At 65.2% G+C, this 24304-nt stretch carries 21 protein-coding genes and 1 pseudogene; 13 read left to right on the top strand and 9 right to left on the bottom strand.

Annotated elements, in window-relative coordinates:
* Nucleotides 1-38: 38 nt before the first annotated feature.
* The 4 genes from FR728_RS05665 to pcaQ all read right to left on the bottom strand — a co-directional run bounded on the left by FR728_RS05665 (nt 39) and on the right by pcaQ (nt 4158).
* Nucleotides 39-1427, bottom strand: coding sequence for a TRAP transporter large permease (locus tag FR728_RS05665; protein WP_149891623.1), 1389 nt, complete (start codon nt 1425-1427; stop codon nt 39-41).
* On the bottom strand, nt 1420-1920 hold the full coding sequence (locus tag FR728_RS05660) for a TRAP transporter small permease (RefSeq protein ID WP_149891622.1): 501 nt from the start codon (nt 1918-1920) through the stop codon (nt 1420-1422). Before FR728_RS05660 ends, FR728_RS05665 begins: the two co-directional genes overlap by 8 nt.
* A 77-nt stretch (nt 1921-1997) precedes the next feature.
* On the bottom strand, nt 1998-3026 hold the full coding sequence (locus FR728_RS05655; protein WP_149891621.1) for a TRAP transporter substrate-binding protein: 1029 nt from the start codon (nt 3024-3026) through the stop codon (nt 1998-2000).
* Between the two features lie 193 nt (nt 3027-3219).
* Nucleotides 3220-4158 carry a pca operon transcription factor PcaQ gene (gene pcaQ, locus FR728_RS05650; RefSeq protein ID WP_149891620.1) on the bottom strand — a complete coding sequence of 313 codons (939 nt, stop codon included), beginning with the start codon at nt 4156-4158 and terminating at the stop codon, nt 3220-3222.
* 159 nt (nt 4159-4317) lie between these two features.
* On the opposite strand from pcaQ, the gene pcaD reads away from it, so the two are divergent.
* The 9 genes from pcaD (at nt 4318) to pobA (ending at nt 12871) form a co-directional block, all read left to right on the top strand.
* On the top strand, nt 4318-5106 hold the full coding sequence (gene pcaD, locus FR728_RS05645) for a 3-oxoadipate enol-lactonase (RefSeq protein WP_149892229.1): 789 nt from the start codon (nt 4318-4320) through the stop codon (nt 5104-5106).
* Entirely contained in the window at nt 5099-5491 is a 393-nt protein-coding gene (gene pcaC / locus FR728_RS05640; protein WP_280115327.1) for a 4-carboxymuconolactone decarboxylase, read from the top strand. Before pcaD ends, pcaC begins: the two co-directional genes overlap by 8 nt.
* A gap of 106 nt (nt 5492-5597) precedes the next feature.
* Nucleotides 5598-6356 (top strand): protocatechuate 3,4-dioxygenase subunit beta, encoded by a 759-nt coding sequence (pcaH, locus tag FR728_RS05635; RefSeq protein WP_149891619.1) that lies wholly within the window; start codon nt 5598-5600, stop codon nt 6354-6356.
* A 3-nt stretch (nt 6357-6359) separates the two neighbouring features.
* Nucleotides 6360-6986: a protocatechuate 3,4-dioxygenase subunit alpha gene (pcaG, locus tag FR728_RS05630; RefSeq protein ID WP_149891618.1), complete on the top strand. Its 627-nt coding sequence runs from the start codon at nt 6360-6362 to the stop codon at nt 6984-6986.
* 124 nt (nt 6987-7110) lie between these two features.
* Nucleotides 7111-7968 carry a CoA transferase subunit A gene (locus FR728_RS05625; protein ID WP_149891617.1) on the top strand — a complete coding sequence of 286 codons (858 nt, stop codon included), beginning with the start codon at nt 7111-7113 and terminating at the stop codon, nt 7966-7968.
* 11 nt (nt 7969-7979) lie between these two features.
* Complete coding sequence (locus tag FR728_RS05620) at nt 7980-8756, top strand: CoA-transferase subunit beta (RefSeq protein WP_149891616.1); 777 nt, start codon at nt 7980-7982, stop codon at nt 8754-8756.
* A 7-nt stretch (nt 8757-8763) separates the two neighbouring features.
* On the top strand, nt 8764-9969 hold the full coding sequence (gene pcaF, locus FR728_RS05615) for a 3-oxoadipyl-CoA thiolase (protein WP_149891615.1): 1206 nt from the start codon (nt 8764-8766) through the stop codon (nt 9967-9969).
* A 167-nt stretch (nt 9970-10136) separates the two neighbouring features.
* Nucleotides 10137-11477, top strand: a complete 1341-nt coding sequence (gene pcaB / locus FR728_RS05610; protein ID WP_149891614.1) for a 3-carboxy-cis,cis-muconate cycloisomerase — start codon at nt 10137-10139, stop codon at nt 11475-11477.
* Nucleotides 11478-11701: 224 nt separating this feature from the next.
* A complete protein-coding gene (gene pobA / locus FR728_RS05605) occupies nt 11702-12871 on the top strand; it encodes a 4-hydroxybenzoate 3-monooxygenase (protein ID WP_149891613.1) in 1170 nt (389 codons plus the stop codon).
* A 136-nt stretch (nt 12872-13007) separates the two neighbouring features.
* Here pobA and FR728_RS05600 read toward each other — a convergent pair whose 3' ends face one another.
* From FR728_RS05600 to puuE, 3 genes and pseudogenes are all read right to left on the bottom strand, one after another.
* Nucleotides 13008-13316 carry a hypothetical protein gene (locus FR728_RS05600; protein ID WP_149891612.1) on the bottom strand — a complete coding sequence of 103 codons (309 nt, stop codon included), beginning with the start codon at nt 13314-13316 and terminating at the stop codon, nt 13008-13010.
* A 154-nt stretch (nt 13317-13470) separates the two neighbouring features.
* Complete coding sequence (locus FR728_RS05595) at nt 13471-14379, bottom strand: helix-turn-helix domain-containing protein (protein WP_149891611.1); 909 nt, start codon at nt 14377-14379, stop codon at nt 13471-13473.
* 376 nt (nt 14380-14755) lie between these two features.
* Nucleotides 14756-15655: pseudogene (gene puuE / locus FR728_RS05590) on the bottom strand (allantoinase PuuE); the annotation flags it as partial.
* Nucleotides 15656-15878: 223 nt separating this feature from the next.
* On the opposite strand from puuE, the gene FR728_RS19320 reads away from it, so the two are divergent.
* On the top strand, nt 15879-16055 hold the full coding sequence (locus tag FR728_RS19320) for a hypothetical protein (RefSeq protein WP_188318802.1): 177 nt from the start codon (nt 15879-15881) through the stop codon (nt 16053-16055).
* 92 nt (nt 16056-16147) lie between these two features.
* Here the strand turns inward: FR728_RS19320 and FR728_RS05585 are convergent, their stop codons facing one another.
* On the bottom strand, nt 16148-16576 hold the full coding sequence (locus FR728_RS05585; RefSeq protein ID WP_244304385.1) for a hypothetical protein: 429 nt from the start codon (nt 16574-16576) through the stop codon (nt 16148-16150).
* Between the two features lie 412 nt (nt 16577-16988).
* On the opposite strand from FR728_RS05585, the gene FR728_RS05580 reads away from it, so the two are divergent.
* Genes FR728_RS05580 through FR728_RS19520 form a run of 3 tightly spaced genes read left to right on the top strand, consistent with a single transcriptional unit; the run spans nt 16989 to nt 22240 of the window.
* Nucleotides 16989-17615 carry a PadR family transcriptional regulator gene (locus FR728_RS05580; protein ID WP_149891610.1) on the top strand — a complete coding sequence of 209 codons (627 nt, stop codon included), beginning with the start codon at nt 16989-16991 and terminating at the stop codon, nt 17613-17615.
* Nucleotides 17616-17645: 30 nt separating this feature from the next.
* Complete coding sequence (locus FR728_RS05575) at nt 17646-18749, top strand: efflux RND transporter periplasmic adaptor subunit (RefSeq protein ID WP_149891609.1); 1104 nt, start codon at nt 17646-17648, stop codon at nt 18747-18749.
* Nucleotides 18746-22240 (top strand): efflux RND transporter permease subunit, encoded by a 3495-nt coding sequence (locus FR728_RS19520; RefSeq protein ID WP_149891608.1) that lies wholly within the window; start codon nt 18746-18748, stop codon nt 22238-22240. Before FR728_RS05575 ends, FR728_RS19520 begins: the two co-directional genes overlap by 4 nt.
* 1216 nt (nt 22241-23456) lie before the next feature.
* Here FR728_RS19520 and FR728_RS05565 read toward each other — a convergent pair.
* On the bottom strand, nt 23457-24269 hold the full coding sequence (locus FR728_RS05565) for a CDP-alcohol phosphatidyltransferase family protein (RefSeq protein WP_244304465.1): 813 nt from the start codon (nt 24267-24269) through the stop codon (nt 23457-23459).
* Nucleotides 24270-24304 lie beyond the last annotated feature (35 nt).

The raw sequence follows: 24304 nt of genomic DNA, 5'->3' as shown, positions 1-24304 counted from the left end.
CGGGTTCTTTCATTTCAGATCAGCATCGAATGCCCTGTCTAATGCAGGAAGCCCGGCATGAAGAGCACGATCGCCGGGAAGGCCATGAGCAGGGCCACGCGGATGATCTCCACGCCGAAGAAGGGCACCACGCCGCGGAAGGTCTCGCTCATCGGCACGTCCTTGGCGAGGGCGTTGATGATGAAGACGTTGAGCCCGACTGGCGGGGTGATGAGCCCGAGCTCCACCACGATCAAGGAGAGGATCCCGAACCAGATCTTCAGCTCGTCCACGCTCATGCCGAAGTTGGAGGAGGCTGCGGTGGCGTAATCGCCGCCGTTCAGGTCCACCAGCACCGGCCAGAAGAAGGGCACGACCACCAGGATCATGGCCAGACTGTCCATGAAGCAGCCCAGGATGATGAAGATGATCAGCATGATCATCAGCACGACCCAGGGGTCCAGTCCGCTGGAACCGGCCCAGGCGGCCATGGCGCTCGGAAGGCCGGCGCGGGTGAAGAAGCCCTTGAGCACTTCCGCACCGAAGAGGATGAAATAGATCATCCCCGAGGTCACGGCCGTCTCCAGCAGGGACTTGGACACGCCGCGGATCGACAGGCCTTCCTCGCCCCACAGCCTCTGGGCGAAGCCATAGGCCATGATCACGAAGACCCCGATGCCGGCGGCAGGTGTCGGCGTGAAGAGACCGACGCCGAGGCCCAGAATGATGGTGCCGAAGATCAGCAGAACCGGAATGAGCCGCAGCAGCGCCCGCCGCCGCTCGTCCGCAGGCATGCCGGAGGTGTCAGGGGCGAGCTTCGGGTTGAGACGCACCTGAATGGCGATGACGGCGATGAAGAACACCACCGCGATCAGGCCCGGAATGATCGCCGCACGGAACATGTCGATGATGGAGGCCTCGACGATGACCGCGTAGATGACCAGCGCCACGGACGGCGGGATCAGGATGCCCAGCGTGCCGCCGGCGGCCAGCGCCCCGGTCGCCAGACGCGGCGAGTAGTTCATGCGCCGCAGTTCCGGCAGGGCCACGCGGCCCATGGTGGAGGCGGTGGCAAGCGACGAGCCGCAAACCGCACCGAAGCCGGCGCAGGCGCCGATGGCCGACATGGCGACGCCGCCACGGAAACGGGACATCAGGGCGCTCATGCCGCGGAACAGGTCCTGGCTGAGGCCCGCCTGGCTGGCGAGATAGCCCATGAGCACGAAGAGCGGCACGACCGACAGGTCGTAGTTGGCCATGTTCGACCAGAGCAGCGTCTTGAACTGCTTCAGGTAGGGCACGAAGCGCACGTAAGGGGCCGCCAGCGACAGGCAGAAGTAGCCGCCGACGCCCACGAGCAGCATCGACAGGCCGACGGGCGCCCGCAGCGCCAGCAGAATGAACAGGATCGCCAGGCCGGCGATGCCGATGAGTTCCAGTTCACCCATGAGAGGGCCCCTTTTCAAAGGTCTGGGCGAGGCAAACCAGCGACCAGAGGATCATGGAGATGATGCCGGGAATGTACCAGGGCCACTCGGACCAGCCGAGAACGGAGGTCAGCGTGTTGTCGGCGCGGGTTTCCTGCAGGCCGAGCACCATCCAGTAGGCCAGGAAGAGGCCGAGCCCGAAGGTCAGGACAAGCCAGAAACGGTCGAGGACGGACTGAAGGAGCGGCGGGAAGTGCTGGACGAAGAGTTCCACGGCCACATGCCCGCGGCGCATCTGGCAATAGGGGAAGAAGCTGAGTGCAGCGGCACTCACGGCAAGGCGGACGAAGTCCTCGTAGCCGGGCAGACCCGGCACATAGACGCCCAGGGGCTTGAGCACGCTGTCCAGGAGGAAGGCGCCGACATTGACGGCCGTGACGAGCACGATGGCAATCACCAGAAGACCGCCAAGGAAAGCCCAGCCGCTGACGATACGTTGCAGAAACGCGTACATGATGCAGCCTTTTGTAGGAAGGGCGAACGGCACCTTGGTCCCGTCCGCCCCGGATGTCCCTGAAAGTTCAGAGAGACTTACTTTGCGTGCTGGGCCGCAACGGCGGCGCGCGCCTTCTCGACCAGACCGGCGCCGTCGAGACCGTTGCCGGTGGCTTCGGCCACCCAGCGGTCGACGACGATCTGCATCTTGTCGTTGAAGGCCGCGGTCTGCTCCTCGGTCATTTCGATGAGCTCGCCCTGTTCGCGGCGCAGGCCCTTGCCGTCTTCCTCGATGGCATCCCACAGCGCGCCGTATTCGGCGGCGATGGCACCCATGGAGTTGTCGTCGATGACCTTCTTCAGGTCATCCGGCAGAGCGTTGTAGCGGTCTTCGTTCATGGCGATCATGAAGATCGAGGTGCCGAAACGCAGGTCACCCGCACCGACGGTGGTGTACTTGGTGAGTTCCTGCAGCTTGAGCGGACGCACGATTTCGAAGGGCACCATGGCACCGGCAACCACACCCTTGGACAGGGCCTGCGGCAGGTCCGGAACCGGCATGCCGACCGGCTCTGCACCGAGAGCCTCGAGGCTCCAGCCACCGACGCGCGACGGGGTGCGGATCTTCAGACCGGCCAGATCGTCCGGGCTGGTGACCTTCTTGTCGACCATGTGGAAAGCCTGACCGCCATGGGTGTGCAGCAGGATGATCTTGAGGCCCTTGAAGTCGTCCTTGATCATGTCGAAGGAGTCGAGCAGCGCCAGGGTGGTTTCCTTGGCGGAGCCGAGGTGCACGGTCGGCAGCTCGAAGACTTCCGCGTGGGGGAACACGCCCGGGGTGTAGCCCAGAAGCGTCCAGGTCATGTCGACCACGCCGTCACGGACCTGGCGGTAGAGTTCCGGCGGCTTGCCGCCCAGAGACATGGCCGGGAAGATCTCGACCTTGATGCGGCCGTTGGATTCCGCCTCCACCTTCTGTGCCCACGGTTCCATCATCTTGGTCTGAGCCGGAGACTTGGGGCCGAGGAAGTGGTGCAGCGTCAGGGTCACTTCCTGCGCGCTGGCGGTCACGGTCATCATGGTTGCGGTCAAGAGACCGGCAGCCACGGAAAGAATACGCTTCATTTGAACCTCCCTTGGGATGTGGCAACCTGACCGCCCGGGTCTCCGTCCGGATCCTCCCAGTCCGGTCAAATTGCCGTAAAACGCTACGCCATTCCCGAACGTCCGTAAAATGATGTTTCCTCAGTCAACAATAACCGAAACTTATGCAACGCCTACCTCCGTTAAGGCAGATTAGCGCAATCCGGCCATTTCATCATAAGGAGCGATTACCTTTGACCGGCACAGACTGGGCTGCAACCCGCAGGGCGTTCTGGAAGACCAGCAGCGCCGGGGTGGGCGAGGCATCCGCCCGGGTGGTCAGGCCGACCGGCCCGGTGGTCTCCGCCGTCTCCAGCGGCAGCTCGACCAGCTCTCCCTTGGCGACGTCGCGCGAGACCACGCCGCTGGAGATGATCCAGACCGCGTCGGTGCCGAGCGTATAGGTGCGACCGAAGGAGTTGGAGATGGTCTCGATGCGCTTGGGCAGACGGGTGATGCCCTGCGCGATCAGGAGACGCTCCACATAGGGACGGATGATCGCCTCACGGGTCGGATAGAGCACCGGATAGTCGACGATGCGGGTCAGGTCGTCGGCCCGGTCGTCGAGCAGCGGATGACCGCGCCGGACGACGAAGGAGACGCTCTCGGAATAGAGATGGGTGAAGGAGAGACCCGACATCTGGTCCGGTTCCGCCAGGCGGCCGACGACCAGATCCAGCTCCCCGCCCCTCAGGCGGCTGAGCAGCAGGGTGTTGGGACCGGCAATCAGGGTCAGCGTGGTTTCCAGCCCCTCCGCCTGGAAGGACTCCACCGCCTGGGGCACGATGCGGGCCGCCACACTCGGCAACACGCCCACATTCAGGTAGGATTCGCCGGACATGCGCGACTGGGCGACACTGTCGAGCCCCTGCTTCAGCGCGGCGATGCTGGCACCGGCATAATGCAGGAAGACCTCGCCATGCTGGGTCAGGACCACGCCCTTACGGCTGCGCTCGAACAGACGGACCTCAAGGATCTCTTCCAGTTCCTTCAGGGTCTTGGAGACGGCGGGCTGGGTGATCGTCAGGGCATCGGCGGCCTTCACGAGACTGCGGCGCCGGGCGACCTCGAGAAAACACTGCACGTGCCGGTATTTGACGCGGGGATCGATCATTCGACATTCCAGCTGGTTATCATTATCGCTCAATTTCTCATTTTACATAACCACGCTGAGAGTCAAATATAAATTCCACGAAGGAACCGCTGAGCGGCTCGCCCTCGGGCAGGCACGATCAGAACGGGTCCCGCGTTTCGGAGGAGACACCCGTTGAAGATGATGAAGGCCAATGGCCTCACCCTGCATTACACGGACAGCGGCGAAACCGGCCTGCCCGTGCTGGTGTTTGCCAACTCGCTCGGAACCGACCTCCGGGTCTGGGACCGGCTTGTCTGCCATCTATCGGGCCGTTTCCGCATGGTGCGCTATGACAAGCGCGGCCACGGGCTGAGCGGGGCGACGCCCGCGCCCTACGGGATGGACGATCTGGTGTCCGATGCGGCCGCGGTGCTCGATGGCCTGGGGCTCACCAAGGTCATCTTCGTCGGCCTGTCGGTCGGGGGACAGATCGCGCAGGGGCTCGCCGCCCGCCGCCCGGATCTGGTGCGTGCGCTGGTCCTCATGGATACCGCCCACAAGATCAGCACGCCGGAGATGTGGAACACCCGGATCTCGGCCATCGATGAGGGCGGCATTGCAGCCCTTGCCGAGCCGATCCTGGAGCGCTGGTTCTCGGCCCAGTTCCGCAGCCAGCGTGCCGATGAGCTGGCCGGCTGGCGCGCCATGCTGACCCGGACGCCGAAGGATGGCTATCTGGGCACGTGTGCTGCCATCCGCGACACAGATTTCACCACCTCGACAGCCGCCATTTCGGTTCCGGTCCTGTGCCTGTGCGGCTCCGAGGACGGGTCGACCCCGCCGGAGCTCGTGCGCTCCACCGCCGCCCTCGTCGCGGGTGCCCGCTATGTGGAAATTCCCGGGGCAGGCCACCTGCCCTGCGTCGAGTTTCCGGACACGGTCGCTGACGCGATCACCACCTTCCTTCAGGAGAATTCCCTTGTCTAACCGCGCCCCCGGATCCCGCTTCGAGACCGGCATGACCACCCGCCGCAGCGTGCTCGGCGATGCCCATGTGGATCGCGCCGGAGCAAACACGACCGATTTCGACCGGGACTTCCAGACGCTGATCACGGAAAGCGCCTGGGGCACCGTGTGGGCGGACGACACCTTCACCAAGCGCGAGCGGTCCATCGTGACCCTGGCGCTGCTGGCCGCCCTCGGCCACCACGAGGAACTGGCCATGCATATCCGCGCCACCGCCCAGACCGGGGCGAGTGAGGCCGACATCAAGGAAGTGCTGATGCATGTGGCGATCTATGCCGGTGTGCCGGCCGCCAACACGGCCTTCAAGATTGCCAAGGAAACGCTGGCCGGCATGAAGGCCGGCTGACGACCTGAGCCTTCGACCGGGCCCTGCCCGGTTCATGCAATGACTGGAGGGGATCTGGCCACCGGATCGGACGGGACCGCGGCCAAACCTGCCCTGGGAGAGACTGATGACCATCGAAAGACCCAATTTCCAGCCGAGTGCCCCCAAGCCCGGCGAATATTACCAGCGCGACCGCGACTGGCATCCGCCTGCATTCGCGCCGATCTACAAGACGTCCGTTCTGCGCTCGCCCAAGAACGCACTCCTGTCCATCGACCAGTCCCTGTCGGAACTGACCGGCCCGATGTTCAACCACAATGAGCTCGGCCCGCTCGACAACGACATGATCTCCAACTACGCCAAGGACGGAGATCCGATCGGCGAGCGGATCATCGTGCATGGCCGGGTGCTGGACGAGAATGGCCGCGGCATTCCGCACACGCTGGTGGAAGCCTGGCAGGCCAATGCGGGGGGCCGCTACCGGCACAAGAAGGACACCTATCTGGCGCCGATCGATCCGAACTTCGGCGGCTGCGGCCGCTGCCTGACCGACGATCAGGGCTATTATTACTTCCGCACGATCAAGCCGGGCCCCTATCCCTGGCGCAACTATGTGAACTCCTGGCGCCCGGCCCACATTCACCTGTCGGTCTTCGGCCCCTCCTTCTCCCAGCGCCTGATCACCCAGATGTATTTCGAGGGCGACCCGCTCATCGACATCTGCCCGATCGTGAAGACCATCCCGGACGAGGCGGCCATCAAGAGCCTGATCGCGCCGCTCGACATGCACAATTCGATCCCGATGGACACCCGCGCCTACAAGTTCGACATCGTGCTGCGCGGCCGCCGCTCGACCCTGTTCGAAAACCGTCTGGAAGGAAACTGAGCCATGGTGCAGAAGCTCGACTTCATCAAGGAAACCCCGTCCCAGACCGCCGGCCCCTATGTGCATATCGGCCTGGCGCCGGCCTATGCGGGGTTCGACATCTTCGAGAACAACTTCACCAACGAGATCGCGGGCCCCAACACCCGGGGCGAGCGGATCACGATCATGGGCCGCGTCTTCGACGGCTCCGACGCGGTGGTGAAGGATGTTCTGCTGGAGAGCTGGCAAGCCAACACGGATGGCAAGTACAACCACCCGGAAGACTTCCAGACCAAGGACGTGGACGACGACTTCCGCGGCTGGGGCCGGATCTGCTCGGATTTCGAGACCGGTGAATTCACCCTGAAGACCATCAAGCCGGGCAAGGTTCCGGGCCGCAACGGTTCCACCCAGGCCCCGCACATCAGCCTGTGGATCGTCGCGCGCGGCATCAACATCGGTCTGCATACCCGGCTTTATTTCGCCGACGAGACCGTCGCCAACGGCACCGATCCGGTGCTCAACGGCATCGAGCTGGCCGAGCGGCGCAAGACGCTGATCGCCGAGCGTTCCGAGCAGGATGGCGAGGTGATCTACACCTTCGACATCCGTCTGCAGGGCGACGGCGAGACCGTCTTCTTCGACATCTGACACGGGGTCTTCCCGTCACGGACCGGGGGATGCCCCGGTCCCTTTCCGCTTCCCCCCTGTGCGGCACCGGTTCCTGCCTCCCTTCGCGGACGCCCCGGCGCCCGTTCAACACCGAGTAGGATCCATGGCGAAAATCCAGACCCTCTCCGAGGCCGTCGCCGAGAACATCAAGGACGGCGACACCATCGCCTTCGAGGGCTTCACCCATCTCATTCCCCATGCAGCCGCCCACGAAGTGCTGCGCCAGGGCCGCAAGGACCTGACCGTCATCCGCATGACCCCCGACATCATCTACGACCAGATGATCGGCATGGGCGCGGTGAAGAAGCTGGTCTTCTCCTTTGCCGGCAACCCGGGCGTCGGCCTGCTGCGCCGCCTGCGCGATGCGGTGGAGAACCAGTGGCCGCGGGCAATCGAGATCGAGGAACATTCCCACGCGGCCATGGCCAATGCCTATGAGGCGGGCGCGAGCGGCCTGCCCTGCGCCATCTTCCGCGGCTATCGCGGCGCGGAACTGACCCGGGTGAACCCGAACATCAAGTTCATCACCTGCCCCTTCACCGGCGAGGAGCTCGCCGCCGTGCCCGCCCACCGTCCGGACGTGGCCGTGATCCACGCCCAGAAGGCGACGAAGAAGGGCGATGTGCTCATCGAGGGCATCACCGGCGTGCAGAAGGAAGCGGTGCTGGCAGCAAAGCGCTCCGTCGTGACCGTGGAAGAGATCGTCGAGGACTTCGACGACGTGCATCCCAATGCGACCGTGCTGCCCTTCTGGACCGTGACCTCCGTGGTCAAGGTGCCCGGCGGCGCCCATCCGTCCTACACCCAGGGCTATTATGCGCGCGACAACGCCGCCTATCTGGAGTGGGACAAGATCTCGGCCGACCGGGAGACCTTCCTGGAGTGGATGCGCGAGCACGTGATGAACGAGACGCCCGACGTCTTTGCCACGCGCGTTGCGCCCCTCAAGGTTCAGGGTTGAGGAGACGACCAATGACCGCATTCACCCCCACCGAAATGATGACGGTTGCCGCCGCCCGCGCGCTGAAGAACGACGATGTCTGCTTCGTCGGCATCGGCGCGCCGTCGGCCGCCTGCAACCTGGCCCGTCTGACCCATGCGCCGGACATCACCCTGATCTATGAAAGCGGCACCATCGGCACCGCGCCGGACGTGCTTCCGCTCTCCATCGGCGACGGCGAGCTCTGCGACACCGCACTGACCACCGTGTCCGTGCCGGAGATGTTCCGCTACTGGCTGCAGGGCGGGCGCATCACCGTCGGCTTCCTGGGCGGCGCCCAGCTCGACAAGTTCGGCAATATCAACACCACCGTCGTCGGTGACTATGACAAGCCGAAGGTCCGCCTGCCGGGCGGCGGCGGCGCGCCGGAAATCGCCGTCTCCTGCGGCGAGATCTTCATCACCATGAAGCAGTCCCTGCGCGGCTTCGTCGACAAGCTCGACTTCATCACCTCGCTCGGCCACGGCAAGGGCGGCAACGACCGTGCGGCCCACGGCGTGACCACCAAGGGCCCGACCCGGCTGATCACCGATCTGGCGATCTGGGAGCCGGATCCGGAGACCAAGGAATTCACCGTCACCTCCCTGCATCAGGGCGTGACCCGCGAACAGGTCTCCGCCACCGTGGGCTGGGCCGCGAAATTCGCGGCAGAAGTCGGCGAAACGCCGGTTCCCACCGCCGAAGAGCTGGAGGTCCTGCGCGACCTGCATGCTCGCACCAAGGCCGCCCATGGCGGCGGCAACGAGTGAGGCCATCATGAAGCACGCCTATATCTGCGACTATATCCGCACGCCCATCGGGCGCTTCGCCGGGTCGCTCTCCTCCGTTCGCGCCGATGATCTCGGCGCGATCCCCCTGCGCGCCCTGATGGAGCGCAACACGGACGTGGACTGGACCGCCGTCGATGAAGTGATCTTCGGCTGCGCCAACCAGGCGGGCGAAGACAACCGCAACGTGGCCCGCATGTCGGCGCTGCTTGCCGGCCTGCCGGACGTGGTTCCGGGCACCACCATGAACCGGCTCTGCGGCTCAGGCATGGATGCGATCATCACCGCCGCTCGGGCGATCATCGCCGGCCAGGCCGACCTCATCGTCGCCGGCGGCGTGGAGAGCATGTCGCGCGCGCCCTTCGTCATGCCCAAGGCGACCTCGGCCTTCTCGCGCTCCAACTCGGTCGAAGACACCACCATCGGCTGGCGCTTCATCAACCCTCTGATGAAGAAGCAGTATGGCGTCGACAGCATGCCGGAGACCGGCGAGAACGTGGCGGAAGACTTCAACATCTCCCGCGAAGACCAGGATGCCTTCGCCTGGCGCTCCCAGCAGAAGGCGGCCAAGGCCCAGGAAAGCGGCCGTCTGGCTGAGGAAATCGTCGCGGTTACCATCCCCCAGCGCAAGGGCGATCCGATCATCGTGGATCAGGACGAACATCTGCGTCCCGAAACCACGCTGGAGGGGCTGGCCAAGCTGAAGGCTCCGTTCCGCGAGGGCGGCTCTGTCACGGCCGGCAACGCGTCGGGCGTGAATGACGGGGCCGCCGCCCTGATCATCGCCTCGGAGGACGCGATCGCCAAATACGGCCTGACGCCGATTGCCCGCGTCGTTGCGGGGGCTACTGCCGGCGTGCCGCCGCGCATCATGGGCATCGGCCCGGCCCCTGCCACCCGCAAGCTGTGCCAGCGCATCGGCGTCGCGCCGAAAGACTTCGACGTGATCGAGCTGAACGAGGCTTTCGCCTCGCAGGGGATCGCGGTGCTGCGTGACCTGGGTCTCGACGAGACGGCCGAGTATATCAACCCGAATGGCGGCGCGATCGCGCTCGGCCATCCGCTCGGCGCGTCCGGGGCCCGCATCACCGGCACGGCCGCACTGGAACTGAAGAAGCGCGGCGGCAAGCTGGCGCTGGCCACCATGTGCATCGGTGTCGGCCAGGGCATCTCCATCGCGCTTGAGGGCGTCTGAGCCCTCACCCGTCGCTTCGCTCCGACCTCTCCCGGTCCCGGGAGAGGTCGACCCGCAGGATCGGGTAAGGGATTGGCGCGCGTTTTCTGCATTCCGCCCCAGGCTGGAATCCAGTAAATCTCGCCCATCACCGACCATCCCCCGACGCGTCACCCCAGGGACCCTCCATGAGCCTCACCGCCTTCGACAGTCAGGTCCTCGGACCGCTCTTCACCGACCCGGACACCGCCGCGCTCTTTACCGATGAGGCGATGATCAAGGCGATGGTGGATGTGGAAGGTGCGCTGGCGGCGGCCGAAGGGGCCTGCGGGGTGATCCCGCAAGCCTCGGCGGCCATGATCGAGAAGACCTGCGCCCGCGCCCGCATCGCCGCCCACCGGCTGAGCGAGGGCACGCTGAGCGACGGGGTTCCCGTGCCCGCTCTCGTCAAGGAGCTGCGCTCCCAGATGGACGCGGACCATGCCCGCTTCCTCCATTGGGGCGCGACCAGCCAGGACATTTCCGACACGGGTCTGATCCTGCGGCTGAAATCCGCCCTCGACCTGCATGAGGCTCGACTGCGCCAGCTTGCCGACACCCTGGCCGGACTTGCGGCGGCCCATCGCGACACGCCGGTCGCCGCCCGTACCCGCACCCAGCAGGCCACGCCCACGAGCTTCGGCCTGAAATGCGCGGTCTGGCTTAGCGCCGTCCTGCGCCATATCGAGCGCCTGCCGGGGCTTCGCGCCCGGCTGCTGCTGCTCTCCTTCGGGGGTGCTGCGGGCAATCTGGCAGCCCTTGGCGACAAGGCGATGGAGGTGGAAGCCGCGCTTGCGGCCCGGCTCGGCCTCGGCCTTGCGCCCGCCCCCTGGCACACGATGCGCGACGGGCTGGACGAGTATGCGGGCTGGCTGTCCCTCGTCACCGGCACCCTGGGCAAGATGGCCCAGGACGTGATGCTGATGGCCCAGAACGAGGTGGCCGAACTCCGGCCCGGGTCCGGCGGCGGCTCCTCCACCATGCCCAACAAGGTCAATCCGGTGGGAGCTGAAGTCATCGTGGCGCTTGCCCGCCAGAATGCGGGACTGCTTGCCACCATGCACCAGGCGGCGCTGCACGAGCATGAGCGTTCCGGCTCCAACTGGTCGATCGAATGGCTCACCCTGCCCCAGATGGTCATCGCCACGGGCGCGGCGCTTGCTGCCGCCACACGCATGGCCAGCGAACTGGTCGTGCGCGGCGATGTCATGCGCGCCAATATCGAGGCCTCCAACGGCTTGATGCTGGCGGAAGCTGCCATGTTCGCGCTGGCCGACCACATGCCCCGCCCGGAGGCGCAGGAGCTGGTCAAGTCCGCCTGCAAGGCCGTGAACGAGACGGGCACCCATCTCTTCGACGTGCTGGCGCAACGCTGCGACCTGCCCGTCGACTGGGAAGCGCTCAAGGATCCGGCCCGGCACATGGGGGCCAGCGGCCCGATGATCGACCGGGTTCTGGAATCCCATCAGGCACTTGGCGCCAAGAGCTGAGACCCTGAATCAGGTTTGTGACGCTTCACGCCGCCGGTGCGCACCACCGGCGGGCGGTGGCTTGCGCGCGGTCGTCGTCCGCCTCTGACCGTTTCGACAAGTCCTTCTGGAGCCTTGCGTTTTCCCCTGCGTTCAAAAAGTCCAAGCGATGAGGCAATCGCGTCCATTCTCCCGGCGCGCGCGCTCCCTAGAATAGGGCTCACAAACGCATCAGGGAGGAACTCATGCGCACCCAGGTCGCCATCATCGGCGCCGGCCCCTCCGGCCTTCTCCTGTCCCAGCTTCTTCACAAGGCTGGTGTCGACTGCATCGTCTTCGAACGCCGTTCGCCCGACTATGTGCTCTCGCGCATCCGCGCCGGGGTGCTGGAACAGGGCATGGTCGGCATGCTTGAACAGGCCGGCGTGTCAGAGCGCATGCACCGGGAAGGCCTGCCCCATGACGGCTTCGCCATTTCCGTGGGCGACACCCGCCTGCGCATCGACCTGAAGGGCCTGACCGGTTCGCGCGTCATGGTCTATGGCCAGACCGAGGTCACCAAGGACCTGATGGACGCCCACACGGCCCGTGGCGCCCAGGTCATCTACGAGGCGGAAAACGTCACGCCGCTGGACTTCGACACGGATCATCCGCGCATCACCTACGAGAAGGACGGCGTCACCCATGAGGTGGCCTGCGACTTCATCTGCGGTTGCGATGGCTATCACGGCGTGTCGCGCGCCGCCGTGCCGGACGGCGCCATCACCGAGTTCGAGAAGGTCTATCCCTTCGGCTGGCTGGGCATCCTGTCCTATGTGAAGCCGGTGGATCACGAGCTGATCTATGCCAATCACCCGAACGGCTTTGCGCTGGCCTCCATGCGCTCCGAAACGCTCAGCCGCTATTACATCCAGGTGCCGGCCGGCACGGATGTGAACAAGTGGTCGGACGATGCCATCTGGGCGGAGCTGAAGGTCCGTCTGGGGGCTGAAGCCGCCGCCAAAATGGAGACCGGTCCGTCCATTGAAAAGAGCATCGCGCCTCTGCGCTCCTTCGTGGCGGAACCCTTGCGCTTCGGCCGGCTGTTCCTGGCCGGGGATGCGGGCCACATCGTGCCGCCGACCGGGGCCAAGGGCCTGAACCTCGCCGCCTCGGACATCCACTATCTCTCGTCCGGGCTCATCGAATATTACGGCGAGAAGTCCGCCGCCGGGATCGACGCCTATTCGCAGCACGCATTGGCCCGCATCTGGAAGGCGGAGCGCTTCTCCTGGTGGATGACGTCCCTGCTGCACCAGTTCCCGGAGCTGGGCGCCTTCAACGCCCGCATGCAGCAGGCGGACATGGATTATCTGGCAAGCTCAGAGGCCGCCCAGCGATCGCTGGCGGAAAATTACGTCGGCCTGCCCTTCTGATGCGGCCTGCGGCTCCTCACGGCGCCGGGCCCCAAAAAGAAACCCCGCCTTTCGGCGGGGTTTTTCCTAAAAGAATGAATTGCGAACAAAGACCTGCTCGAAATACTCACTCCTGATCCGGCGATGGTGCGCCAGGTCAGGAGCCGGAGCGACGCATGAGAAGCAATGCCTCCTCAAGCCCTGCCGCTACCGCGCTCAAGGGCAAGGTTGGAAGAGCCAAAACGGCCCATGCGGTTTCCTCCCCTTCCTTGAACAGGTGACCCGGATCAAATCTCCGGATCCATTCGCCCGACTTCCGGAAGTCCTCCCCGACCTCGCGGCTGTCCGCGACGAACCTCTGCATCACGCTGACGGCTGTCTCGGTGTTGAGCCCGACCGCCAAGGTCATTCCAGTCGAAAACGCTGCAAACGCGTGAACCGCGAAATACTTGCGGGAACTGGTCATCAACACTCAAAAGTTAACAAGAAATTAACAACATGGAAACAATTAGATGCATTCGCCCCGACGTGCAACCCCTCAGGCCGCAACCCAGAGGGCTTTCCTGACTTATCGTTAATTTTGGCAGGTCTCGTTGGGGAAAGCTGGCATGGCCGGATCGTTACCGGTCCGTCTCGGGGGCGGCGCGGAAGTCTTGGGGTGCGCGCCCGGTTTCCTTGCGGAAAATACGGGAAAAATAGGCCGGATCGTCATAGCCGAGATCGAAGGCGACCTCCTGCACGCTACGGCCGGAGAAGGTCAGCAGGCGCTTGGCCTCCAGCATGACCCGGTCGCGCACCGCCTGAGCGGCCGTGCGGTCGAGGAAGAGACGGCAGAAGCGGTTGAGGCGGGCGACGCTCAGACCCAGCGCATCCGCATAAAACTCCGCGCCACGTTCGGTCAGGAAGTGATCCTCGACCAGCGCCTTGAACTGGACGAGGGAGAATTCGCGGCCCGGCTCCGCCTGGACCGACCGCTCCGCCGGGTCGAAGAGAAGAACCAGCGAGAGCCCGAGAAGCGTGCGGAAGATCGCCCGCCGTGCCCCTGCCCTGTCCCGCTCGACCGCCATTTCCTGCAAGGCAAAGGACAGCCTGCGCGCGCCTGTGGCATCGAGCTTCACCACCCGGGTGCCCGGACAGGTCAGCGCGGCCCGCTCCGCCTGGGTGAGGTCCTCGCCACCGCCGGTCAGATAGTCACCGGTGAAGGAGACCACATAACCCTCGGTGCCGGGCTCGAAGGTCCAGCCATGGATCGATCCGGCGGGCACATAGACGGCGGTCGCGGGGGCAATCGTCGCCTCCTCGCCGTCTGCGGCAAGCCGGCCGGAGCCCGCAAGGATCAGCAGAATCTGGAAAAGATGGGCATGGGAATGGGGCTCGAGGGACCAGCCGAGCGACCGGGACCGGGCCGGGATCGTCTCCACGTGGAAGAAATCGAAGTCTTCCGCCGGGCCGTCCTCGCCGTAGAGATGATAGCGCGGAACGGGCGGTTTCGAAGATGGGGATCGGGAAACTGGGGGCTTCTGGGCCACGCTCGCCTCTGGTCCTGCAGGGGGCCCTTGCGACTGATGCCAGACGGGGCTTCGTCCTTATAGCAAGGAACGCCGCTTCGCGGCCAGCCCGACGCAGTGACAGGTCTCTTCGCGCCTAGGGAAGGCTTGCGCGATGGGTCTGGACGACCGGAGAGGGCGTCGCCTCCGGTTGGGCAGAGGCGACGATCGCCAGGATCGCCGCCGCCAGAAAGAAGCCGCCACAGAGGAATTTCATCACGGACCGTCCCGGCTCGATGTTCGATCCGGTCACTGTGACAGGATTTTCTTCCGACACCGCCAAGAGGCTCGTTAAAATTGTCGGGATCCGGAGTCCTACCGGGCCGGAGCGGGATTACTCGCCCTGGGAGCCCCGGGCGTGATGGGCATGCCAGTGCCAGGCGATGTCGATGCGCCGGGGCAGCCAGACCTTCTCGTGGGACTGGACGTAGTCGAGGAAGCGGGCAAGGGCCGCAGCGCGCCCCGGACGGCCGACCAGACGGCAGTGAAGACCGATGTTCAGCATCTTCGGTGCGCCCTCCTCGCCCTCCTTGTAGAGCACGTCGAAAGCATCCTTCAGATAGGCGAAGAACTGGTCGCCCGAGTTGAAGCCCTGAATGGCAGCGAAGCGCATGTCGTTGCTGTCGAGGGTGTAGGGGATCACCAGATGGTCGCCGTTGGGGCCGTCGACCCAGTAGGGCAGATCGTCCGCATAGCTGTCGCTGTCATAGAGGAACCCGCCCTCCTCCATCACCAGCTTCTGGGTCTGCATGGAGCAGCGGCCGGTGTACCAGCCGAGCGGACGGGAGCCGGTGACTTCCTCGTGGATGCGGATGGCCTCGCGCATGTGTTCGCGCTCGATCTCCTCGGGCATGTCGGCATATTCGACCCACTTCAGCCCGTGGGAGGCGATTTCCCAGTCGGCTTCCTTCATGGCGGCGACCGCTTCCGGGTTGCGCGCAAGAGCCGTGGCGACCCCGTAGACCGTGACCGGAATGGCGCGACCGGTGAACATGCGCCACAGGCGCCAGAACCCGGCGCGGGAGCCGTATTCGTAAATGCTCTCCATGTTCCAGTGGCGCTTGCCGACCCAGGGCTGCGCCCCGGTGATCTCGGACAGGAAGGCCTCGGAGGCCGCATCCCCATGGAGAATGTTGTTTTCCCCACCCTCTTCGTAATTCAGCACGAACTGAACGGCGACATTGGCGCCGCCGGGCCATTTCGGATCGGGAGTGGTGCGGCCGTAGCCGAGCATGTCGCGCGGATAGTCGGAGGTCATGTCGGAGGTCATGGGGGCTGAAGTCTCTCTAACGGTTGGAGAAATCAGAAAACCCCAAGCCCTGCTGCATTGCAAGAGGCGGCAGGGGCGCGAAGGCCCGGACCTGGCGGAAATGGCGGATTCCCGCGATTTGTCCAAAGTTTGGTTCAAATTTTAGCGTGGAGCTTTGCGAAGTCTTTGAGGCCGGCTGATAGAAGGCGCTTCAGCACTAGGAGTTTTAACAATGAAACTGGTTCCGACCGGGCTGCTGTTCATGGTGACCGCCGTCAGCATGGCGTTCATGGCAGACCCGACCCCGACCAATGCAAGCCATCAGGCCCTTGCCGGACGCCTCACCTCAGGCGCCCTGCCGATGGTCACCGTCGCAGGACCTGCGCCTGCCGCTGCCAGCCTGAACTGATCCCCGGATCACGCGAATCCCAGGCACTGGCGAACGGCCGCTCTTTTCCCGTCATTCCCGAAACCATGACCGCAAGGCGCGCGCCGGAGCTTTCAGGCCCGGCGGTCGGTCTGCCTGCGTCCGGCGGTCACGCGCACGGGCACCGGCACGAGTTTCGGCTGGCGGTGAGGAATGAGGGTCTCGAGCAGGGTCATGGACCGGCGACCACGGCCCTTGCGGTCGCCGCTGTCCTCGTCGGACGACCCGAGCATCATGATGGCAGTGCCCATGACGACGGAGGTCATGGTCACGATCAGGCCGCCGGCGAGAAGCACGAGGGGCACGACCGGATCCTGGGCGGCCACGATGAGACTGCGCAGATGGCCCACATCGGCGGCCAGAAGCCCGGCCAGCATGAGCAGGGAAATCGCGACCCCGGCCGCGCCGTTGACTGCCAGAAGGCGCAAGAGCGGATTTGCGGGTGCAGAAGGCTTCAGGCTCTGGCCGGACTTCCGGCTCTCGTCATGCAGAAACGCGCTCATGGGGATGGCCTCCCGAAACTGGTACTGACGGGCCCCTTGCTCACACTCGCGTGAAGGGACGCAGGAGCGATTGCGAAAGACCCACGCACTACGCTAGGACGAGACGCGCAACCGCACAAGCTGACAGTTTAGCGCAGTGGTTTCTGCGTAGACGGCTCAGGGATCCGTTCCGCACCGCCAGACGCCAGCCTCACGCCACCACTCTCTCTTCGTTAAAAAACCCGACGTCACGCCCTTGTCGCACGAGCGGTGCATATATAGATATGCGATATACCGTTTCGAGACATGAGCACTCACGTCTCGCGCGCGGGGGCCTGTGCCTTGGCAACCCCGTCTCGACCGGATGCGAAGACCCATCCTATGCAAGCCGCTGGCATCGCCGGCGCAAGACCGTCGGCAGGAGCAGAGTGACATGAGCGTACGCAGCCTGTGCCTTGCGATCCTGAGTTTCGGCGAGGCGACCGGATACGAGATCCGCAAGGAATCCACCTCCGGCCGCTTCAGCTATTTCGATGATGCCAGCTACGGATCGATCTATCCGACCCTCGCGAAACTGGAGCGGGAAGGCCTCGTCAGCCTGCGCGAGGAGCCACAGCGCGGCAAGCCGACCCGCAAGATCTATGCAATCACCGAGGCCGGCCGGGCCGCGCTGGTGGAGGAGCTGCGCGAACCGCCGGAACCGGACCGGTTCCGCTCGCCCTTCCTGCTGACCGCCCTCTGCGCCGAAAACCTGGACCGGGACACCCTGTCGATGGCCATTGCCCGGCGCCGGCAGCATCTCAACGACGAACTGGCGATCCTGCAAGCACACGACGGCGACTGCGACCATGGCCCCTCCCGCTGGACGCGGGCCTTCGGCATTGCCTGCATGGAGTTTTCCCTCGCCTATCTGGCCCAGCACGGCGACGAGCTGCTCGCCATGGCCGGGCGGGAGAGCCCTGCCCCCCTTGTCCGGGACGAGCGGCGCGATCACGCCGCCGCCCCGTCCTCTTCTTCCCCCGTGAACACTGCCGGTTCCCCGGCCCAGGCTGCCGAGTAGCGCGCCGACCATTTTCGGAGACATCCGCCCATGCATTTCAAGTTTTCCTATGTTCTCGCCCTCGCCATGACCGGAGCGGTCGCCACCTGGATGGCCACCGGCACGATCGTGCGGGGCGGCCAGGAGGACAGTGCCAACGGCACCCCGCCGCCAGCCGAACGCCAGCAGGACAGCCAGGGAACCCTCTTCAAGGTGGAGGTGCTGCCCGTCAGCGCCCAGGCGCGCCTCAGCTTGCTGGAGATCCGCGGGCGCACCGAGGCCCATGCCAAGGTCGCCGTGCGGGCGGAAACGGCTGCGGTGGTCAACGAGCGCCCTGCCCGTTCCGGTGCCCGGGTTGAAGCCGGTGACGTGCTCTGCCGGATGGATGTGGGCACGCGCGAGGCCAATGTGGCCGAGGCCAAGGCGATGCTGGCGCAGGCCCAGCTGAACTACAAGGCTGCCGACAAGCTGTCCCAGAGCGGGTTCACGGCGCAGACCACCCTTGCCGCCCAGCAGGCGGCGCTGGATGCGGCCCGCGCCCGTGTCGAGGAAGCGGAACTGGAACTCGACCGCACCCAGGTGCGGGCGCCGATTTCCGGGGTCATTGAAAGCCCGATGGCCGATGTGGGCGCGCGCCTCAATGTGGGCGACACCTGCGCCACCATCGTTGCCTTCAACCCGATGACGGCCATCGGACAGGTGGCGGAGCTGAATGTGGGCAAGCTGTCTCTCGGCATGACTGCGACGGTCGACCTGATCACCGGCCAGTCTGTTCCCGGCAAGGTCACCTACATTGCCCCCGCCGCCGATGCAGACACCCGCACCTTCCGCATCGAGGTGGAGATGGACAACTCAGACGGCGCCATCCGGGACGGGCTGACCGCGCTCACCCGCATCGAGCTGCCCACGCGCCAGGCGCATTTCCTCTCCCCCTCCATGCTGACGCTGAATGATGCGGGGCAGATCGGCGTGCGCGCCGTGAATGACCAGAACATCACCGAATTCCATCCCGTGACCATCCTTGGCAACGAAGGCCAGGGCGTGTGGGTGGATGGCCTGCCGGAGACGGTGACGATCATCACCGTGGGCCAGGACTATGTGAAGGACGGGGAGACGGTGGAGCCCATCGTCAAGACCGCGGAGGCCGCCCGATGATCGCAGCTCTCGAGGATATCCTGCGCCGTCCCAAGACGGTCACGGTGCTCATGCTGGCCCTGCTGCTGGCGGGCATCGCCAGTTACATCGCCATTCCGAAAGAAGAATCCCCGGACATCGACGTGCCGGTCTTCTATGTCTCCGTCGTCCAGCAGGGCATTTCGCCCGAGGATGCGGAACGGCTTCTGGTCCGCCCCATGGAGACCCAGCTTCGCGGTCTCGACGGGCTGAAGGAGCTGACCGCCATTGCCTCCGAGGGCCATGCGGGCTTCGTGCTGGAGTTCGACGTCTCCTTCGACAAGGACGAGGCGCTTTCCGACGTGCGCGACAAGGTGGATCAGGCCAAGGCCAAGCTGCCGTCCGAGGCGGAAGAGCCGACGATCACCGAGACCAACTTCGCCCTGTTCCCGACCATGATGGTCGCGCTCTCCGGCCAGGTGCCCGAACGCACGCTCTATCAGCTGGCGAGGCGGCTCAAGGACGAGATCGAGGCGGTCGACACGGTGCGCTCGGCCGATCTTTCCGGCCACCGGGAAGAGCTGCTCGAGGTGCTGATCGACACCCAGAAGCTGGAGAGCTACGCGATCTCCCAGCAGGAGCTGATCAACACGCTGACCATGAACAACCGGCTGATCCCGGCCGGGGCCCTGGACAGCGGCGCGGGACGCTTCAACGTCAAGGTGCCGGGGCTCGTTGCCAGCGCCGAGGATGTCTATTCCATGCCGCTCAAGCAGAGCGGTGAAGGGGTCGTCACCCTGGGCGACGTGGCGGAGATCCGTCGCACCTTCAAGGATGCCACCAGCTACACGCGGGTGAACGGCAATCCGGCCATCGCCATTCAGGTGACCAAGCGGATCGGCACGAACCTGATCGAGAACAACGCCGCCGTGCGCGAGGTCGTCAGTGCGGCACAGGCCGGCTGGCCCTCCTCGATCAAGGTGGACATTCTGCTCGACCAGTCGACCAAGACCTTCGAGGTGCTCGGCTCGCTGGAAAGCTCGATCATGACCGCGATCTTCCTGGTGATGATCCTGGTGGTCGCGGCCCTCGGCCTGCGGTCCGCGCTGCTCGTCGGCCTTGCGATCCCGACCAGCTTCATGCTCGCCTTCTTCATCCTGGCCGGCATGGGCTACACGGTGTCCAACATGGTGATGTTCGGCCTTGTGCTGACCGTCGGCATGCTGGTGGATGGGGCCATCGTCATGGCCGAGTATGCCGACCGCAAGTCGGCCGAAGGCATGGAACCGACGGAAGCCTATATCCGTGCGGCCAAGCTGATGTTCTGGCCGATCGTCTCCTCCACGGCGACGACGCTGGCCGCCTTCCTGCCCATGCTGATGTGGCCGGGGGTGGCGGGCGAGTTCATGAGCTACCTGCCGGTCACGGTGATCATCGTGCTGTCGGCCTCGCTCATCACGGCGATGATCTTCCTGCCGGTCACCGGCGGGCTCTTTGCCAAGGCCTCCGCCTGGATGGGCCGCAACGCGACCTGGTTGCTGGCGCTGGTCTTCGGTCTCCTCGTCGGCTTCAGCGCCTATGGGGCACCGATGCTCGCGAACAATCCCGTCAAGCCGATCATCACGGGTGTCGCGGCGATTGCAGCGAGCATTGTCGCCTTCTTCGTGCTGCGCCCCTTCGTGGCCTGGAGCCGGGCGCGGGCCGCCCGCCGCCATGAGCTGGAGATGGAAGAGGCCAAGGCGCTTTCGGCCAACGAGAGCTTCGACGTGCGCAAGGTGCGCGGGATGACCGGCCTTTACGTGCGGACCCTGAAGCTGCTGGCCGGCAATCCGCTGGGCAGCGCCCTGACGATTGCCGCCATGCTCGGCGGCGGTTTCATGATCTTTGCCAGCTTTGCGGCCAACCCGACCGGCGTCGAGTTCTTCATCGACGAGGAGCCGGATCAGGCGGTGGTGCTGGTGTCGGCCCGCGGCAATCTCTCGGCCGCCGAAAGCCTCACCCTTGTCCAGGGGGTGGAACGCGAGGTGCTGCAGATCAAGGGCGTCAAGAATGTGGTCGCGACCGCCAATGCCCCCGGATCGTCTTCGGGCGGACCGGACATCGGCGGCGTGCAGGACAAGCCGGCGGACGTGATCGGCCAGCTGTCGCTGGAACTCGACGACTTCTGCTGCCGGCGCCGAGCCCAGGCCATCTTCGACGAGATCCGTACCCGCACGGAGCCCCTGCCCGGCATCAAAGTGGAAACCCGCAAGATCGAGGGCGGCCCGCCCACCGGCAAGGACATCCAGCTCGAGGTCAAGTCCACCTCCTATGCAGCCATGGTCGAGCAGGTCGGTCGCGTCCGCGCCCATTTCGATGGCATGGACGGGCTGATCGACGAAGAGGATGACCGCCCGCTGCCCGGCATCGAATGGCAGATCGCCATCGACCGGGAGCAGGCCGGACGCTATCAGGCCTCCATCGCCTCGGTCGGCTCCATGGTCCAGCTTGTCACCAACGGGGTGCTGATCGGCACGTACCGGCCTGCGGACAGCGAGGACGAGGTGGATATCCGCGTGCGTCTGCCGGAAGAGGAGCGCACCCTCGGCCAGATCGACCAGCTGCGCCTGCAGACGCCACTCGGACAGGTGCCGCTGGCCAATTTCGTCGAACGCACCGCCTCGCCGAAGGTCTCGGAGATCATCCGTCGCGACGGGCTCTATTCCATGATGATCAAGGCAACCGTCGACCCGGCGAGCGGCGCGACCATCCCCGAGAAGGTCGGCGAGATCCAGACCTGGATCGACGGAGAGACCTTCCCGGACAATGTCTACCTGAAGTTCCGCGGCTCGGACGAGGACCAGAAGGAATCGGGCGAGTTCCTGATGAAGGCCATGATCGGCTCGCTGCTGCTCATGTTCCTGATCCTGCTGACCCAGTTCAACTCCTTCTACCAGACCTTCCTCACCCTCTCGACGGTGGTGATGTCGGTGATGGGGGTGCTGCTCGGCATGCTGATCACGGGGCAGAAGTTCTCCATCATCATGACGGGAACGGGGGTGGTGGCTCTGGCCGGCATCGTGGTGAACAACGCCATCGTGCTGCTCGACACCTACAACCGGTTCCGGGAAGACGGGCTGGAGCCGCTGGACGCGATCCTGAAGACCTCGGCGCAGCGCATCCGGCCGATCATGCTGACGACCATCACCACGATCGCCGGTCTGGTGCCGATGGCCACCCAGATCAATCTGGACTTCATCAACCAGAAGATCGCCATGGGCGGCATCACCGGCTTCTGGTGGGTGCAGCTGTCGACGGCGGTGATCTCCGGCCTCGCCTTCTCCACCCTGCTGACGCTGATCATGATCCCGGTGATGATCGCCCTGCCGAGCGTCTGGGCCCCGTTCCTGCGCCGGTTGTTCCGCCGTGGCGGCACGCCCCCGGCAAGCAGTGCCGCCGCGCCGGACACAAGCGGCAACGAGCGGGTGGTGCCGATGCAGCCCCGCAGCCCGGAAAAGCTCGGCAATGCCGGCTTCCCGGGAGCGGCCGAATAGGCGGGGCCCGGGTCGACCGATCCATGATCTGAAACGAAAACGCCGGGGCCATGCTCCGGCGTTTTTTTTCCCGATCTGCGGACACCGACTCAATCGGGGATGACAAGGGCGGGGGTTCATCTGAAAGCCCAACGGTCCGGCAGACTGGATGCTCGGGACAGGCCCGAGCATGGCCATCGAGTGGCGCAGCGCGCACCGTTCCCGCCCCTTGCTCCTGTCAGACTGGGCACTTCCGGGCGGCCGTCATTTCGCTCAAGCGCTCCCTCACCGTCGTCATCCCGGTCAAGCGGAAGCGCGAACCGGGACCGATCAGCCCGTGCCGCGCTGTTCAGGCAGGCCCCGGCACTCCCGGTGGCTCACCGATCCCGGATCTTCGGGCCTTGCCCTCGTCCGGGATGACGAAGAAAAATCGTCTGGTGCACTGTCTCGCCTAACAAGAGGCGCAAGTTACCTCTCCCAAGCCTGGGAGAGGTCGGACTGAAAAGTCCGGGTGAGGGTTGAGGCCATCCTCCCCTATGCTCTGCGACAAGCCCGACGCCCTTGTCGACCCTCACCCGACGCGTCGCGTCGACCTCTCCCGGTCCCGGGAGAGGTAAAGGCCGCCGTGCCATGAGAGGGAGTCATGACGTGAGCCACAAGCCGACCATGGCGCCCCGTACCCTCTTCAACGCCGGGATCAGAGACGACTTCAAAAAAACAGAGTTGATGACGATGGAGAGCAACAGGACTCTTCCACTCCGACCTCTCCGCGGTCCCGGACGCAGCGCAAGCGGAGATCCGGGACCTCGCGCCAACGCGCAGATGGATATTCGTAAGCAAGTTTGGTCCCGGCTCAGGGCCGAGACGGCGCGGAGCGCGGGGCCCGCGATCCCTGCTACCGCCCTCAATGTGCGCCCGAACCCCTCCATCGTCATCCCGGCCTTGAGCCGGGATCGGTGAGCCACAGAGAGGCCTCGGGCTCACCGATCCCGGATCTTCGGCGTCCGCCTCGTCCGGGATGACACGGTGGCGGACGGTGGAGGGCCAGTGCCAGAGGGGGACAGCCTTTCGGAGGGTCGACAACCTCTCCGGCGTCCTTGCCGGGCTCGATCCCGCAATCCATGCCGTTGCGTTTGCCAAACGCGAAAGCCTCTTTGTGAAAAAGCCTCAGGGACCGGCACAAAAAAGCCGGGGCAAGCCCCGGCGTTTTTCATGTCTGAGTGTGCTCGCTTCGGGCTCAGCCGGCGTCGTGCTTGTCCCGGTCGCCCAGGTGGTCCAGATCCGTGTCCTCGCAGTCGCCGTCATCGTCGAAGCCGAAGGCGGCATCTGCCAGCACGTGCTTGCGATGGGAGCGATAGGCGAAGGGAATCGCCACCAGATAGGCCAGCGTGCCCACCGCCAGCATGCGGAAGGGATAGCTGACGGTCAGGCCGACGATCAGCACGGCCAGCGCGAAGAGCGGCAGCACGAAGTCGCGGCGGATGCGGTTGCCCACCTGCTTGCCCGAGAAGGTCGGCAGGCGCGAGATCATCAGGAAGCCGATGGCGAGGGTGTAGAAGGCGACACCCGGTGCGAATTCCGGCCAGTGCGGCAGAAAGCCCAGGAACTCCCAGTAGATCGGCATAAGTACCAGGAGGGCGCCAGCGGGCGCCGGAACCCCGGTGAAGAACTTCGCGGCCCAGGCCGGCTTGTTGGGATCGTCCAGCGCCACGTTGAAGCGGGCCAGACGCAGGGCTGCGGAAATGGCAAAGAGAAGGGCCGCGATCCAGCCGAAGGAGCCCGCCTCGTGCAGGATCCAGAGATACATCATGAGCGCGGGGGTCACGCCGAAATTGACGAAATCGGCAAGCGAATCCAGTTCCGCGCCGAAGCGGGAAGTGCCCTTGAGAAGCCGCGCGACCCGCCCGTCCAGCGCGTCGAGAACGGCTGCCACAAGCACCGCCCCGACGGCAAATTCCCAGCGCCCCTCGAAGGCCATGCGCACGGCGGTGAGGCCGGAGCACAGGGCCAGCAGGGTCACCATGTTGGGCAGGATCATCCGCAGGGGCACGCGACGGAAGCGCGGCGCGCGGTCCGCAACACCCT

Source organism: Roseibium aestuarii, assembly GCF_008477545.1.
Classification (GTDB): Bacteria; Pseudomonadota; Alphaproteobacteria; order Rhizobiales; family Stappiaceae; genus Roseibium; species Roseibium aestuarii.
The sequence above is the reverse complement of the archived record's forward strand: the minus strand, read 5'-3'. Positions and strand labels throughout refer to the sequence as shown.

Excerpts from the sequence above, each read along its gene's own strand:
- FR728_RS05665 (WP_149891623.1), bottom strand. The coding sequence starts at position 1,427 with ATGGGTGAACTGGAACTCATCGGCATCGCCGGCCTGGCGATCCTGTTC.
- FR728_RS05660 (WP_149891622.1), bottom strand. The coding sequence starts at position 1,920 with ATGTACGCGTTTCTGCAACGTATCGTCAGCGGCTGGGCTTTCCTTGGC.
- FR728_RS05655 (WP_149891621.1), bottom strand. The coding sequence starts at position 3,026 with ATGAAGCGTATTCTTTCCGTGGCTGCCGGTCTCTTGACCGCAACCATG.
- pcaQ (WP_149891620.1), bottom strand. The coding sequence starts at position 4,158 with ATGATCGATCCCCGCGTCAAATACCGGCACGTGCAGTGTTTTCTCGAG.
- pcaD (WP_149892229.1), top strand. The coding sequence starts at position 4,318 with ATGATGAAGGCCAATGGCCTCACCCTGCATTACACGGACAGCGGCGAA.
- pcaH (WP_149891619.1), top strand. The coding sequence starts at position 5,598 with ATGACCATCGAAAGACCCAATTTCCAGCCGAGTGCCCCCAAGCCCGGC.
- pcaG (WP_149891618.1), top strand. The coding sequence starts at position 6,360 with ATGGTGCAGAAGCTCGACTTCATCAAGGAAACCCCGTCCCAGACCGCC.
- FR728_RS05625 (WP_149891617.1), top strand. The coding sequence starts at position 7,111 with ATGGCGAAAATCCAGACCCTCTCCGAGGCCGTCGCCGAGAACATCAAG.
- FR728_RS05620 (WP_149891616.1), top strand. The coding sequence starts at position 7,980 with ATGACCGCATTCACCCCCACCGAAATGATGACGGTTGCCGCCGCCCGC.
- pcaF (WP_149891615.1), top strand. The coding sequence starts at position 8,764 with ATGAAGCACGCCTATATCTGCGACTATATCCGCACGCCCATCGGGCGC.
- pcaB (WP_149891614.1), top strand. The coding sequence starts at position 10,137 with ATGAGCCTCACCGCCTTCGACAGTCAGGTCCTCGGACCGCTCTTCACC.
- pobA (WP_149891613.1), top strand. The coding sequence starts at position 11,702 with ATGCGCACCCAGGTCGCCATCATCGGCGCCGGCCCCTCCGGCCTTCTC.
- FR728_RS05600 (WP_149891612.1), bottom strand. The coding sequence starts at position 13,316 with ATGACCAGTTCCCGCAAGTATTTCGCGGTTCACGCGTTTGCAGCGTTT.
- FR728_RS19320 (WP_188318802.1), top strand. The coding sequence starts at position 15,879 with ATGAAACTGGTTCCGACCGGGCTGCTGTTCATGGTGACCGCCGTCAGC.
- FR728_RS05585 (WP_244304385.1), bottom strand. The coding sequence starts at position 16,576 with ATGAGCGCGTTTCTGCATGACGAGAGCCGGAAGTCCGGCCAGAGCCTG.
- FR728_RS05580 (WP_149891610.1), top strand. The coding sequence starts at position 16,989 with ATGAGCGTACGCAGCCTGTGCCTTGCGATCCTGAGTTTCGGCGAGGCG.
- FR728_RS05575 (WP_149891609.1), top strand. The coding sequence starts at position 17,646 with ATGCATTTCAAGTTTTCCTATGTTCTCGCCCTCGCCATGACCGGAGCG.
- FR728_RS19520 (WP_149891608.1), top strand. The coding sequence starts at position 18,746 with ATGATCGCAGCTCTCGAGGATATCCTGCGCCGTCCCAAGACGGTCACG.